Source organism: Ensifer sp. Root423, from assembly GCF_001426275.1.
GTDB classification, from domain to species: Bacteria; Pseudomonadota; Alphaproteobacteria; order Rhizobiales; family Rhizobiaceae; genus Ensifer; species Ensifer adhaerens.
On the sequence record NZ_LMEG01000045.1, the window covers coordinates 625726 to 639722 of the forward strand.

Below are 13997 nucleotides of genomic sequence, written 5' to 3' on the forward strand. Positions count from 1 at the left end.
CTTGGGCACCGACTGATCGACGGTGCCTTCCCAGCAACGGTGCCGGCCTTAGTAGTTGGCCAGCCACTGTTCGGCGCCCAGGTCTCCAAACCGGGGCTTCACCCCGAGGAGCGGCGCTGACCGACCGATGATCGACTTGACCATCGGAGCGGCGTTGGCCGCGGCCGTCCGCCCGCCGTTTTCTCCGGTTTTCGGCGCGTCGATGATCGACAGCACGATGTATTTGGGCTTATCCATCGGGAAGGCCGCAAGGAAGGCGTTGAAGTTGATGTCCTTGGCATAGCGGCCGTTGATGACCTTGTCGGCCGTGCCGGTCTTGCCGCCGACATGGAAGCCTTCCACCTGCGCCCGCCTGCCGGAGCCCTTCACGCCGTTCCAGTTGTAGAGGAAGCGCATGTCGGCGCTGGTCGTTTCCTTGATCACCCTTTGCGAGACGAACTTCGTTTCCTCCGGTGAGCGCGGCAGGAAGGTCGGCGGGATCAGGTGTCCGCCATTCATCAGCGCCGCGGCGGCGACGGCCGTCTGCAACGGCGTGGTCGCCACGCCGTGACCGAAGGAGATCGTCACCGAATTGATCTTCTTCCACGTGCGCGGCTGGGTCGGGATGGCGACCCCCGGCATTTCGGTTTGCATGCGGGACAGGAGGCCCATCTTCGTCAGGAACTGCTGGTGACCTTCGATCCCGACCATGTCGGCAACTGCCGCGGTGCCGATGTTGGAGGAGTACTGGAAGACCTCCGGGATCGATAGCGGACGGTTCTTGCCCTTGAAGTCCTTGATGGTGAAGCCGCCCATGCGGATCGGCCGCGACGCGTCGACGACCGAGTTCAGGTTGACCTTGCCCGCGTCGAGGCCCATCGCCAGCGTGAAGCTCTTGAAGGTCGAGCCCATCTCGAACGTGGCGTTGCTCATCCGGTTGAACCAGCCCTTTTCGTACTCCTTGTCGACGCCGCCGCCAGGCAAGGTTCGCGAGGGTTCGTTCGGATCGTAGTCGGGTACCGAGGCCATGGCGAGCACCTCACCGGTCTCTGCATCGAGAACCACAGCGCCGGCCGCCTCGGCCTCATAGTCGGTCATCGCGTTGGCGACCACTTCGCGCACGATGTTCTGGACGCGCAGATCGATCGACAGCCGCACAGGCTCGAGCGAGGCGTTGCTGGTAAGGCCAGCGGCCCGCAGATCGGCAAAGCCCTGCTGGTCGAGATAGCGCTCGATGCCGGCCAGCCCCTGGTTGTCGACATTGACGTGACCGAGGATGTGCGAAGCGGTGACGCCGCCGGGATAGAAACGGCGCTTTTCCGGGCGGAAGCCGATGCCGGGAATGCCGAGCGCCAGAATGTCCGACTGCTGCTTCGGCGTGAGCTGGCGTCGCAGCCACTGGAATGCTGATCCGGACTGGAGCTTGCGGTGCGTATCGCGCCAATCGAGATTGGGAATCACGGTCGCGAGCTTCTCGACGACCTCGTCGGCGTCGACGATCTTGCGCGGCTCCGCATAGAGCGACATCGTGTTGAGATCGGTCGCCAAGAGATGGCCGTTGCGGTCGACGATATCCGGGCGAGAGGCGATGACATGGCCGCTGCCGCCGATCGACGCGGTTTCGGCCGGCGCCGACAGGCCATATTGAACCAGCCGCCCGCCGACGACGAGAAAGACGACGGCAAAGCCGGCGATCAGGATCCCCACGCGCTGCCGCGCCTGGTTCCTGCGGCCGGCGCTGGTGCCGATGATCACCCCCGGCTTGCCGGCACCATTCCTCTTGACGGAAAAATGCGCGCGGCTTCTGAGCCGAACGGCAAGCGAAATCATCGACATCCAGGTACTTCCACATGCAGCCAACCGGGCACGTGCTCGACCCGTCGCCAATCGTCGATCGGCAGCCAGCGCTCGGTGAAATTTAAAACCTTAGGAGGTCCTAATGGACCAGATAGTAACACCAGAGTTGCACTCAACTGGTTAATGGCCGATTAACCACGATGCGCCGTCTTTGGGGGGGGCCGGGTTTTGGAGGGCGATCAGGAGTGCGGCCGATCGGCACAAGCCGGCCTGGCCCCGTGGCGCCTGCGTGCGCCATCAGGACATCGTTGGAAGCTCGGCGCCGTGCGACAGGTTACTCCGGCTGCTCGCAGACGGCGGCGATCTTGTTGCCGTCGTGATCGCGAACCCAGGCACCATAAAAATTTGCGTGAAACGGGCGTAGGCCCGGCGCACCCTCGTCCGTGCCGCCATTGGCAAGGGCTGCGGCATGAAAAGCGTCGACGGCGGCGCGGGTCTCAGCTGCAAGCGCGATGCTCACGCCATTGCCATAGGTGGCGGGCGCGCGGTTGAAGGGCGTCACCACCCAAAAGCGGATGCGATCGCCCTCAGCGCCATAGCCGATCTCGGTCTCGTCCTGGCGCTGCCGGCGGTAGCCAAGGGTCGGCATTACCGCATCGTAGAACGCGCCGGCGCGTGTCAGATCGTTGCTGCCGACGGTGACGTAAAGCAGCATGTTATTTGGCCGCTTCGTCTTCGGTTTCCGTTTCGCTGCCGGCCTGCTGGCGCCCCTTGAAATCCTTGGCAAGCAGGAACATCTCGACCGATTCGGCGCGCGAGGAGGCCGGCTTCACATGGATGACCTGACGGAAATTCTGCTTGAGCATGTTGAGCAGCTCGCGCTCGGTGCCGCCCTGGAAGGTCTTCGCCAGGAAGTGCCCGCCCTTGGCCAGCACGTCGACGGCGAAATAGGCCGCGACCTCGCACAGATGCATGGTGCGCAGGTGGTCGGTCTGGCGGTGGCCGGTCGTCGGCGCCGCCATGTCGGAGATCACCAGATCAGGCGTTCCGCCGATCGCTTCCATCAGCTTGCCCGGCGCTTCCGGATCGAGAAAGTCCATCTGAAGAATGCGCACGCCCGGAAGGGGGTCGACCTCGAGGAAGTCGATCGCCGCAACGCGCGGATCGGTATCGGTGGAGTTGGTGACCTTGGCGGCAATCTGCGACCAGCTGCCGGGGGCAGCGCCCAAGTCGATGATGCGGCGCGCGCCGCTCAGGATCTTGTGCTTCTCGTCGATCTCCAGGAGCTTGAACGCCGCGCGAGCGCGGTAGCCCTCGAGCTGCGCCCGCTGCACATAGGGGTCGTTGATGTGGCGCTCGATCCAGCGGCGGGAGGATGCCTTGAGCTTGCCCTTCTTGACCTTCTGGCCAAGCTTGCGGCCGCTACGGTTGGCGCCGACGGGGGGTTTCGTCATGGTTTGTTTCCTTCGTGGCTGCCGGAGGCATTGGAACCGCGCTGGTGGCGGCGCGGCCGCGAGCGGCGCCAGGCGCCGTCGTCCGCCATCATATCGGTGAGCAGGCCTTCGCGCAGGCCACGATCGGCAACCCGCATGCGGGTCGACGGCCAGCGCCGGCGGATCGCTTCGAGGATGGCGCAGCCGGCAAGCACCAGATCGGCGCGATCAGGGCCGATGCAGGGATTGGCGGCGCGCGCGTCGAAATCCCAGGAGAGAAGCCGCGCCTGCATGGCCGAGACTTCGTCGTCCGTCAGCCACAGGCCATCGACGCGGCGGCGATCATAGCGCGGCAAGTCGAGATGCACGCCGGCAAGCGTCGTCACCGTGCCTGACGTGCCGATCAGGTGGAAACCGCTGCCCGACGTGCCGTTCGCCAGAGCTTCGACAGGCGGGCTGTCGAAGCGGGAAAGCATGCCTTCCACTTCCTGCACCATCGCCTCGAAGCTTGCCGGCGTCACATGCTGGCCGCCATGGCGCTCCGAAAGCGTCACGACGCCGACCGGCAGCGAAGTCCAGTGGGTGATGTGGTTGGCGAGCCGGTTCGAGCGCGAATCACCGATGCGGATGACGGCGATCTCGGACGAGCCGCCGCCGATATCGAAGAGCACGACCGAGCGCGTCTCGCGATCCACCAGCGACGAGCAGCCGGAAACGGCAAGCCGTGCCTCGGTTTCGCGGTTGATGATCTCGAGATCGAGACCGGTTTCGCTCGCAACCCGCTCAAGGAAGCTTTCACCGTTTTCAGCCGCGCGGGCAGCCTCTGTCGCAATCAGGCGGCTTCGGCGGATGGTACGGGCGCCGAGCTTCGACGCGCAGATCTTCAGCGCCTCGACGGCACGCTCCATCGCCTCGTCCGACAGCCGGCCGCTGGCACCGAGCCCTTCGCCGAGACGGACGATGCGCGAGAAGGCGTCGACCACCCGGAACTGGCCGGGACGGGTCGGCTGAGCGATCAACAGACGGCAATTGTTGGTGCCGAGATCAAGTGCGGCATAGAGCGGCGCGGGCGGTTCGCTAGCAGCGATATAGGGTGCACGCGGTTGTTCGCCGCGATTGCCCGAACGCGGCTGTGCGCCCGCCTGACCGCTGCCGGCGGCAGAAGTCTGCCGCGCATTGCCGCCGCCATCGGCGCCACGCTGCTGCGCCGGCTGGCGCTCGCCGCTCGTCAGCGGGCGCCCCTGGAGCCCGCGGCGGTGCTTGGCCTTCTTGCTGCGCTTGTGGCCCTTGCGTTCGCCAAGCGACGCATCGACGACCTGAACGCCGCTGCTTTGCGACGCGGATCCGGCCTGCGCCTGCTGTTTTGCTGATTTCGAACGACGCCGCCGCTTGCGCTTGCGCGCCGGCTCCGTTTCGTTCTCTCCTGCGGGACGCCCTGCCAAACCGGCTGCGCCGGACTGGCTGGCAATTGCAGACGGCGAAGCAGACGACTTGCGTCGTTTACGCTTGCCCTTGCCGTTGCGCGGACCGAGCTTCGATCCATCACTGCGGCCTGCTGCCGACGCCCCGGATTCGGACGGCTTATCGCCGTGATCGGGGTCTTTCACTTGTTTCAACCATGGCGCCGCGCAAGGCCTTAGGGCCGCTCAAGGCGCTCTCTCGATTTTTCGTTGGCGCGACTGTACCAGCGCAACCCCCATTCGCCAAACTTTTTTTGAGAACCGGCTTGTGCACAACAAAGGCGTCGGGCGCCCGAACCCAGCAAACACACCGGGTTGAGCACCTGGGCCCCTGTTCCGGTCCCCCTCGATGGCTGCGATCTCACTTCAGCCGCGATTTTTTTTGCAAAAGGTATTTGCATCAGCCGTCGATTTGTTTATAAGCCCGCCAACCACACCGACGGGCTTCGCTCCGACGGCGGCTTTGGGGAATAGGTTAACGGTAGACCCACGGACTCTGACTCCGTTAGTCCTGGTTCGAATCCAGGTTCCCCAGCCAATCTTCTCTCTTTAAATCCTTGATTTTCAGATCGCGCTGGATGTCGCTTTGACGCCATTGGCGGCCCGATACGGCGCCGAAATCCCTGCCCACCGTAAGCTCCGTCACCTCTGAGGTAGGAATATTAGGATATTCTGCCCCATGGTCGCTTGCCTATGCGTGGCAAATGGAGTGGGATGTGGTCAACTCGGCTGACGTTGGGCGATGGCGAGAATGAAGGGGTCCGATTCGCGAATTCAGCTCGGCGGCGAAAGGCGCCAGGTGACGGCGGTTTTCTACGATATCGTCGGTTCGACCGAGCTGTTGCTCAGCAACGACCCGGAGAAATACCTCCGCTCCATCGCCAGTCTCCACAACAGTTCGGAAGACATCATTCGTCGCCATGGGGGCAATCTTAGCCGGCGGCTTGGCGACGGCGGATGCGGCTACTTCGGCTATCCGGCGCAGGTCGAGGACGCAGCCGAAATGGCCGTCCAGGCGGCTCTGGAGCTCATTGAGATGGCGACCCGGCAAAGCCACCGCCCGCGCACGGTACCCTTCAAGTTGCGCGTCGGCGTCGCAACCAGCGTCGTCGTCCTCTCCTCCGACGGCAAGGATATTGTCGGCACCGCACCGATACTGGCGGCGCGGCTTCAGGCGGAAGCGCAGCCTGATACGGTCCTTGTTGCCGAGGCAACCTACCAGCTCACCCGAAACAGGTTCGACTATACTTTCTTGCGCGACGCCGCTCTCAAGGGCTTCTCTGAACCGTCGGCGTTGTGGCAGCCTCTTGCCAGAAGCCCTGGATCTCTCCGCGACCGGTCGAACCCGGCGCGCGGCGCGCCGATGGGCGGGCGCGAGAAAGAGCTGGCGCGGCTCACGATCGAGTGGAACGCCGCATGCAGCGGCACTGGCAGATCGGTCGCCGTGACCGGTGAAGCCGGTATCGGCAAGTCCCGGCTCGTCGCCGAACTGCGCCGCTCGCTCGGGCGCGAAAACGATGCCGATATTCTTCTGCAATGCGATGCACGGATGACCGGCGAGCCCATGCAGCCGCTGATCGGCTTTCTGGAAGCAAGCGTGGGAAAGGATGTCCTGCAGCGCGGCAACGCACCGCAGCTGCGGGAGGCCCTGCACGGCATCGGGCTTCCCGTCGACGAGCGCGCGGCGCGCGCGATCGCCACGTTTACCGGCGGCGATTCGCGACGCAAGGCCGGCAATATCCAGGTTGCCGATCTCTCCGGCGAGGCGTTCCGAAAGGATGTCATCCGGGCGGCCGTGCAGATCCTGTGCGCCGGCGAGGCGGCCAAGCTCATCGTGATCGAGGACGTGCACTGGGCCGACAGCATGACCCTGACGATGCTCGAGCACCTGGTGAGCCACGCTCGCCATCGTCCGGTTCTCGTGGTCCAGACCTCGCGTGGACCGACGGCGGTTGCAGCCGCCGAAAGCCTGCCCCTCCAAGGCCTCGGAACCGCGGCGATGAAGAGCCTGGTCGCCTCCGTATGGGGCGGCGCGCCACCGGCAGGCCTGGTGTCCTTCATTCTGCAGCAATGCGACGGACTGCCGCTTTATGCCAAGGAACTCGCGCTTCTGCTTCGCAGCCGGCATTCCGTAGCGCCCGCCGCCGCCAGCTGGACGAAGCTGCTCGTCGAAGAAGGCGTTTCGTCGCTGAACGATCTCCTAGCCGTCAAGCTCGCGAAGGTTGGAAGCGCGCGCCGCGTTGCCCAACTGGCAAGCGTCATCGGCAGGGAGTTCAGCGTCAGCCTGCTCAATCGGCTGCTCGATGGCGCAGCGGCAGCCTCGCTCGAAGCGGACCTTGCCGCACTCGTCGCGCATGGCGTGATCGAACAAGGCGCCACATCCAACGACGCCTTCCAGTTCCGCCACGTGCTGCAGCACGAGGCGACCTATGGCAGCCTGCTTCGCACCGACCGGCGCAGGTTCCACAAACGCATCGCCCAATTGCTAAGCGAGGAGGACGTGCCGAGCGTGCCGCCAGCCGTGGCCGCCTGGCAATGCGCCGAAGCTGGCCTCCATCTCCAGGCGGCGCAATTTGCAATGAAGGCGGCGGAGGCGTGCGTCCTGCGATCGGCGATGCGCGAGGCCCGCCAGTCGCTCGATCTTTGCGCCCGCGAGATTGCGGCGATGCGGCGGCACGTGGATCGCCGTCCGTTCCTGCTGGACCTGCTGCAGCTTCAGGGCGTCGTGGCGACGGCGCTCGAGGGCGAAGGGTCGCAACTGGCCCGCCGGACCTACGCGCGCGCCATTTCACTGCTCAAGCGCGACGGCTCCGCCAACCGCGAAGAGCGCCTGCCGCTTTATTGGGGCTGGTGGTTCACCGCTCCGAACATTTCTCTGCAACAATCGCGGGCGCGCGTGCTGGTGAGCGACATGGAGGGCGCCCGGGATCCCGAAACGCGGCTTCAAGCTTATCATTGCGGCTGGGCGACGAGCTTCCATGCAGGCCATCACGACTACTGCCTGGACTGCGTCGGCAAGGGCATCGCCCTATATGACGCGGAACGGGCGCTTCGCAATCGCGCCTTCTACGGCGGCCACGACGCCAAGGTCTGCGGCCTTGGCGAAAGCGCCTTGTCCTACCTTCTGACGGACGCACACGAACCGAGCGAGGCGGCCATCCGGCAATGCCTGGAGTGGGCCGACAGGACGGAGCATGTCGGCAGCATGGTGCATGCGCTCTACTACGGAATCGTGTTGCGTCGCTGCCAGCAGCGATATGAAGACGTGCACAGCCTCGGCGAACGCATGCTGGCGCTCGCCGACGAAAATGGCCTGGTGGCGAGCCAGGCGCGCGCCAATATGTACTGCGGCTGGGCGGAAGCCATGGCCTCGTCACCGGAGCGGGGCGCTGCGCGCTTCGAGGAAGGGCTGCGCCTCCAAAAGCTCACGGGGACCGACGACAATCTGTCGATCCACAGCGACATGCACTCCGAGATCCTGGAACGCATGGGAGATCCCGGAGCGGCGGTCGTCCCGATCGAGAACGCCATCGCGCTTGGCCGCAAGAGCGGCCAATGGTTCTGGCTTGCGGAGCTCTACCGGCGAAGGGCGCATCTGCGGCTGGCGCTCGGCGACGCTCCTGCGCGGGCACGGCGCGACCTGCGATATGCCTTGCAATCGGCCGAGACGCAGGGCGCCGAATGGCTGGCCAAGCGCGCCGGGCACGATTTGCGACATCACTTCGGCTAGTCGGCGATGGCGAGCGTTTCGTTCCAGGACCGATCGCTCGAGGGCGTGCTGAACGCCCCCTCCCCAGCCCCTCCCGACACCTGGCAAACCGTGGAGAAAATTCTCGCCCTCCGACGGGATTTCGGGATCACCCGCCTCGGATCGGTAACCGGGCTCGATCGGATCGGCATACCGGTCGTGCAGGTGGTCCGCCCGGCCTCGCGCTCGGTTTCGGTCAATCAGGGCAAGGGCCTCAGCTATGCCCAAGCCGCCATCTCCGGCCTGATGGAATCGCTTGAAGGATGGGCATCGGAGCGCATACCGGCGGAGCGCGTGTGGCGGGCCAGCCTTGCGGACATGAATGCCGACGGGATGTGGTCGCATCTCCATCCGGCTGCAACGCCGCCGGCCGACAGCAACGATCTCGCCTGGATTTCAGGCTGGGATCTGATCTCCGGCTCTTTCCGGCCCGTGCCGCTGGCGGCGGTCGACACAAATTACGTCATCCCCTCTCCGCATCCGCACTGGCTTCAACGCAACACCACCGGGCTTGCCGCAGGCACGAGCCTGCAGCAGGCACTGATTCACGGCTGCCTTGAGATCCTCGAACGCCACGCGCATCATCTGGCCACCCGGCGGCCGCACTTCTTCGACCGCTACCAGATCGGTGTCGACACCATTGGCGGAGGCAAATCCGGCGAAATCCTTGGCCGGCTGCGCCAGGCGGGGCTGGCTGCGGGCTTATGGGCGTTACCAAGCCCGAGTGGCCTGCCCGCCTATTGGTGTCATGTCATGGAAGACCCGGCGCGGGTTCCGCTGGCCCCCTTGCCGGCGTCTGGCTTCGGCTGCGACATCGATCATGACCGCGCCCTTGCCAAGGCTCTTCTCGAGGCGTGCCAGTCGCGCCTCGGCGCCATCGCCGCGACCCGGGAAGACGTGATTGGCCGCTTCTACGCCCCACCGGAACGAAGCGAACTGATCGCCTGGTTCGAAACCCTGTCGCGCGGCGGTCTGCCCTTTCCCGAAAATGAGCCTGCGCACGGGGGCGAAAACCCGTTACCGGCCATTCTCGAGGCGATGGTCGCCGCTGGTGTCAAAGCGGTCGTCGTCGTGGTCCTGTTCTCGGACGAAGCGCTCCCTCTGCATGTGGTCAGAGTGGTTGCCCCGCCCCTGGAGGTGAGCATTGAGGAGTGAAACGATCGTCTTCCTCGGACCAACGCTGAGTGCCGCCGAGGCGCGAGCACAGCTCGATGCGACCTATCTTCCGCCAGCCGGGCAAGGGGACGTCGTGCGCGCCGTGCTGAAACATCGTCCAGCGGTGATCGCGATCATCGATGGCGAGTTTGCGCAGCGGCCGGCGGTTCGGCATAAGGAGATCCTCTGGGCCTTGGCAAAGGGCGTGTATGTCTGCGGCGCATCCAGCATGGGCGCCGTCCGCGCGGCGGAACTCAGCGACGAAGGAATGATCGGCTATGGCTTCGTCTACCGTTGGTATCGGCGCACGAGGCTTGCCGACGACGCCGACGTCGCTGTGGCGATGGCGCCGCCCGAACTGGGTTCAAGAGCTCTCACCGAAGCCCTCATTGACATCAGACTGACACTGAAACAGTCTGAACGAAGGGGCATCATCACACACGAACTGCGCGTTGCACTCGAACAGGCGGCACGATCGCTTCATTATTCCGAGCGCAGCTACAGCACCATCCTCGACAGTGTCAGGAATAATAACAACGACCCTGATATTGAGCGATTAAGACGTCATCTCGCAATCGGATTACCGAGACAGAAGAAACTTGACGCAATCGAACTACTAAAGGCGATCTCCACCTTTAAACTTCGGCGCAAAGGCCCGGACAAGAGCAACGCGTTCGAGATGACCGAGGCTTTTGCATACGATCTTCAATACGCTGAGCTGCTCGATGAAATATTCCGAGCGGATTAGTACGAACAAGTTAATCGAATTTTACAATCACAGGTGATATTGAAACCGCGAGAGAGGCCAACATGGATGCCGCCGCTCACACGTCCGACGCCGACCCGGGCAGAGCCGCTTCACCGCGTCTCGGAACGCGCTTTCTTGTCTTTCCGCAACCCCCATACATTCCAGGTTACGAGAAACCCGAGGTGGTCTGGCTCGCCCCTTCGGCAGGCGGGATTACGGCCGGCCCGTCCGACCGGCGCATGTATGTCGCCGATCCGCTCGAAACCAAGAGGCCCTATGCCTACCCTATCCTGCCGCCCTATGCCGGCGCACTCTGCCCGCCGGTGGAACCGGACGCTGACGGACATTTCGATTACATCACGCCGGACTCGCCTGCCTTTCTGGCGACACACAGCTTTGCCTGCGCACGGCGCGTGCTGGATATCTTCGAGGGCTATGTCGGGCGCGAAATCAGATGGTTCTTCGAACCGACCCTGAGCCGGCTGGAGATCATTCCGCACATTGCCGACTGGGACAACGCACAATCGGGCTTCGGCTTTGTGGAATTCGGGGAAAGCGAACCTGCGAGAGTGACGTCGCGATTCGCGCTCAATTTCGATTCCGTCGCCCATGAGATGGGCCACCTGATCCTTCTCAGCGAACTGGGCCTGCTTGAGGGCGACGGCGCCGGCAGCGAGTTTTTTGCCTATCACGAAGCGGTCGCCGACTTCGCATCGCTGCTCGGCTTGCTGCATTTCGATACAGCCGCGGATCGCATCCTGCGCCGCACCGGCGGCAACCTTTTGATCAACAACGAACTCGATCGCTTCGCCGAGCTCAGCGACGAAAGGCAGATCCGCACCTTCAACAATTCGCTGCGCGCGGGCGACGTCAGCCATGAAGTGCACGATCATTCCAAGCCATTTGCCGGAGGGCTCTTCGACTGCTTGGTCGAGGTCTATCAGACACTGCTCTTCGAGCGAGGACTGTCCGACCTCGATCCTCGCCAGTTCGGCAACCTGCGCCAGCAACTGGCGCCAGAGCTCATCGAAGCGACGTTGCGCCCATCAAGAGCGGACTACGAGCTGAAGCACTTTGCCAGCAAGGCTGCCCTAGAAGAGGCGCGAGACATCGTCGGCGAGAGCGTCGTTCGCTCCTGGCGGTTTCTGGAACCCGACGACGTCACCTTCGAAGCGGCAGCGGAAGCCTTTTTGACGGCCGCCGATCGGGGACGTGGTCGAGCCTATGTCGAACAGTTTGAAGATTGCATGCGATGGCGCGAAATTCTTTGGTGAAACAGAGGGAGAACGAGATGGACTACGAACATGTACCGGCACCGGCAACTGGCAGATACAAAGCGGACGAGCTTGTTCTCTACGGCGTCAAGCTCAACGCAAACGATGACTATGGCAGGTTCGATATCGGTGAAGGCCATAGTACCGAGCTTCGGGTCCAACTGTTTAAGGACGGTGGCGGCCTCAAGGCGGGCGACTACTCTATCGTCTTGGCCTACGGCTACGCATTCGACGGGCATTGCTACAGGCTGGATTCCCATCGAATCTTCATCGTGACAGGCCCGAAGGCCGAAGCAGCGGTCGGTTGCGGCTTCGATTCGATCGCAGGTGCATCCTATCAAATGTGGCGCATTCGGGCATCGACAGAGTTGATTGAAATCGCGACTAGCTTTGGCGATGCGCAGTCGCTCATTCTAGACGCGAACCTGCCCGGAAAGCGGTCGCCGACCTCATATGCGATCACCCAATCGATGGCGCATCGCGACCGCCGACTAAACCGCGACTAGCCGGACTCTCTAACGGAGAATGTCATGTCGATCACCTCAACCGTGAAATTTAAGCAGGACTGCAACAATTTAACGATGATAGACGAATTGCCCGGCAGCTACTGCGTGGACGACAAGTTGGAACCTATCGTCGGGCGCAGCGTCAAAAAGGACACAAGCCTCAAATTCTCGGCTGATACAAACAACGGCATCGCAGACGTGAGGATCACTGGGGACATCAACGGAACGCCGCATGACGACAGGTACGATCTGGAGGACCTAAGTAAGGGAATCACTTTCCCCAAGTAGGTGTCGGTACGCACTCGGTCGAAAGCAGCACGCTATTCATCAGGTGGCTAAGGTCGACATTGGCGGCCTCGGCCAAACAAGCGCATGATCACACCTCTCCCGAAACGATCAGGCGGAGGAAGACTCATGCTCGATACCGATAGAAAAGCGGATGCAGCCTATGCGATCGAGTACATCCAGGAACATCCGGAAGCCGGACTTTGCCAGGAGGGTCGGCGCTGGTGGATTACCCCAAACGCCAACGAGACGGATGGGCGGGTTTTTTCCATGGATACGGTGGAGGCCATACGGCTCCGGGATGATGCGCGCCTACGGGCCGTGCCTGACATTGCGCATGCGGGTCGGTCGCTCTGGGTTATGCGGGACATGACATAGTGACCGTGCAGACGCGTTCGGCCGTGAGCTTGCTCCTTACAGCAGCCGCCGTCCTGCCAGATTGCGCATCAGCGCCGCTGCGCCAAAGCTCCAGGGCGCACATTCGGTCGAAAGCCTGACCGTGTTGGTCAGCGACCCGAGTTCGGCACTGGCGATCGTCACCACGTCGCCGAGCTTGTGGGTGAAGCCCTGGCCGGGCTCGTCGCGGTCTTCGACGGGCGCAAAGAGGGTGCCCATGAACAGCATCAGGCCATCAGGATACTGGTGGTGCGGGCCAATCGTCTGAGCGACGAGGTCGAGCGGGTCGCGGCTGATTTCGGCCATCGAACTGCGGCCGGTCAGGCGGTAGCCGTCCTCGCCTTCGACCAGGAGCGTCAGTTCGGCCTTGCGGACATCGTCGATCCCGTAGGTTTCATCGAAGAGGCGGATAAAGGGACCGACGGCGCATGAGGCGTTGTTGTCCTTGGCCTTGCCGAGAAGCAGCGCCGAGCGCCCCTCGATGTCGCGCAGGTTGACGTCGTTGCCGAGGGTGGCACCCCTCACCTGGCCGCTCGAGGAAACCGCAAGCACGATCTCCGGCTCCGGATTGTTCCAGCGTGAGGCCGGGTGCAGGCCGACATCGGCGCCCGGGCCGACCGCCGAGAGAACCTGCGCCTTGGTGAAGACCTCCGCGTCCGGGCCGATGCCGACCTCCAGATACTGCGACCAGACGCCCTCTTCGATGAGGGCTGCCTTGACGCGGGCCGCCTCCGGCGAACCGGGCTTCAGGTTTCGCAGACTGTCGCCGATGACGGCTGTGACGCGGGCGCGGATCGTTTCGGCGCGCGACGCATCGCCCGCCGCCCGCTCCTCGATGACGCGCTCGATCATCGAGCGCGCGAAGGTGACACCACAGGCCTTCACCGCCTGCAGATCGCAGGGCGCAAGGAGATGCAGGGCGGACGGATCCGCCTTCTGTCCGAGGCAATCCTCGAGCGCGACAAGCCGCTCGCCCTGGGTGGAGCGGACGTGCGCAACGGGATCCGGGTGTTCGAGGAGGTCGCGCATGGTGGGCGCTGCCTTCGAGGTGATGTCGAAGAGCGCGCCGTCACGGATCACAACTACCGACGGGCCGCCGACATCGGCTCGCCAGGCGCGACCGACAAAGGTGCCATTTTGAAATACCGGATCCGCCATGCCGTTCTACCCTCCCGTGAGCGCTACCATCATGCAGCGGAAACCTCCGCTGTAAAGC

The 13997-nt window shown here is 63.6% G+C and carries 12 protein-coding genes and 1 tRNA gene; 8 read left to right on the forward strand and 5 right to left on the reverse strand.

Annotated elements, in window-relative coordinates; all coding sequences use genetic code 11:
* Nucleotides 1–48: 48 nt before the first annotated feature.
* From ASD01_RS31630 to ASD01_RS31645, 4 genes are all read right to left on the reverse strand, one after another.
* Nucleotides 49–1815 carry a peptidoglycan D,D-transpeptidase FtsI family protein gene (locus ASD01_RS31630; RefSeq protein ID WP_034800896.1) on the reverse strand — a complete coding sequence of 589 codons (1767 nt, stop codon included), beginning with the start codon at nucleotides 1813–1815 and terminating at the stop codon, nucleotides 49–51.
* 295 nt (nucleotides 1816–2110) lie between these two features.
* The gene (locus ASD01_RS31635) at nucleotides 2111–2491 is read right to left on the reverse strand and encodes a VOC family protein (protein WP_034800894.1); all 381 of its coding nucleotides are present in this window, start codon (nucleotides 2489–2491) and stop codon (nucleotides 2111–2113) included.
* A 1-nt stretch (nucleotide 2492) separates the two neighbouring features.
* A complete protein-coding gene (locus ASD01_RS31640) occupies nucleotides 2493–3230 on the reverse strand; it encodes an RlmE family RNA methyltransferase (RefSeq protein WP_034800892.1) in 738 nt (245 codons plus the stop codon).
* Nucleotides 3227–4816 carry a Ppx/GppA phosphatase family protein gene (locus ASD01_RS31645; protein WP_034800890.1) on the reverse strand — a complete coding sequence of 530 codons (1590 nt, stop codon included), beginning with the start codon at nucleotides 4814–4816 and terminating at the stop codon, nucleotides 3227–3229. Before ASD01_RS31645 ends, ASD01_RS31640 begins: the two co-directional genes overlap by 4 nt.
* A gap of 317 nt (nucleotides 4817–5133) precedes the next feature.
* On the opposite strand from ASD01_RS31645, the gene ASD01_RS31650 reads away from it, so the two are divergent.
* From ASD01_RS31650 to ASD01_RS31685, 8 genes are all read left to right on the forward strand, one after another.
* Nucleotides 5134–5207, forward strand: a tRNA-Gln gene (locus tag ASD01_RS31650).
* Between the two features lie 213 nt (nucleotides 5208–5420).
* Nucleotides 5421–8399 carry an ATP-binding protein gene (locus ASD01_RS31655; RefSeq protein ID WP_034800888.1) on the forward strand — a complete coding sequence of 993 codons (2979 nt, stop codon included), beginning with the start codon at nucleotides 5421–5423 and terminating at the stop codon, nucleotides 8397–8399.
* Nucleotides 8400–8405: 6 nt separating this feature from the next.
* Nucleotides 8406–9572: a YcaO-like family protein gene (locus tag ASD01_RS31660; RefSeq protein ID WP_060644849.1), complete on the forward strand. Its 1167-nt coding sequence runs from the start codon at nucleotides 8406–8408 to the stop codon at nucleotides 9570–9572.
* Nucleotides 9562–10320 (forward strand): TfuA-like protein, encoded by a 759-nt coding sequence (locus ASD01_RS31665; RefSeq protein WP_034800884.1) that lies wholly within the window; start codon nucleotides 9562–9564, stop codon nucleotides 10318–10320. Before ASD01_RS31660 ends, ASD01_RS31665 begins: the two co-directional genes overlap by 11 nt.
* Nucleotides 10321–10382: 62 nt before the next feature.
* Nucleotides 10383–11594 carry a gluzincin family metallopeptidase gene (locus ASD01_RS31670; protein ID WP_034800881.1) on the forward strand — a complete coding sequence of 404 codons (1212 nt, stop codon included), beginning with the start codon at nucleotides 10383–10385 and terminating at the stop codon, nucleotides 11592–11594.
* 17 nt (nucleotides 11595–11611) lie between these two features.
* Complete coding sequence (locus ASD01_RS31675) at nucleotides 11612–12100, forward strand: hypothetical protein (RefSeq protein WP_060644860.1); 489 nt, start codon at nucleotides 11612–11614, stop codon at nucleotides 12098–12100.
* Between the two features lie 24 nt (nucleotides 12101–12124).
* The gene (locus ASD01_RS31680; protein ID WP_034800877.1) at nucleotides 12125–12388 is read left to right on the forward strand and encodes a hypothetical protein; all 264 of its coding nucleotides are present in this window, start codon (nucleotides 12125–12127) and stop codon (nucleotides 12386–12388) included.
* A gap of 126 nt (nucleotides 12389–12514) precedes the next feature.
* Nucleotides 12515–12763, forward strand: a complete 249-nt coding sequence (locus ASD01_RS31685) for a hypothetical protein (protein ID WP_034800874.1) — start codon at nucleotides 12515–12517, stop codon at nucleotides 12761–12763.
* Nucleotides 12764–12799: 36 nt separating this feature from the next.
* On the opposite strand, the gene ASD01_RS31690 is transcribed toward ASD01_RS31685, so the two are convergent.
* Nucleotides 12800–13939, reverse strand: coding sequence for a fumarylacetoacetate hydrolase family protein (locus tag ASD01_RS31690; RefSeq protein WP_034800872.1), 1140 nt, complete (start codon nucleotides 13937–13939; stop codon nucleotides 12800–12802).
* Nucleotides 13940–13997 lie beyond the last annotated feature (58 nt).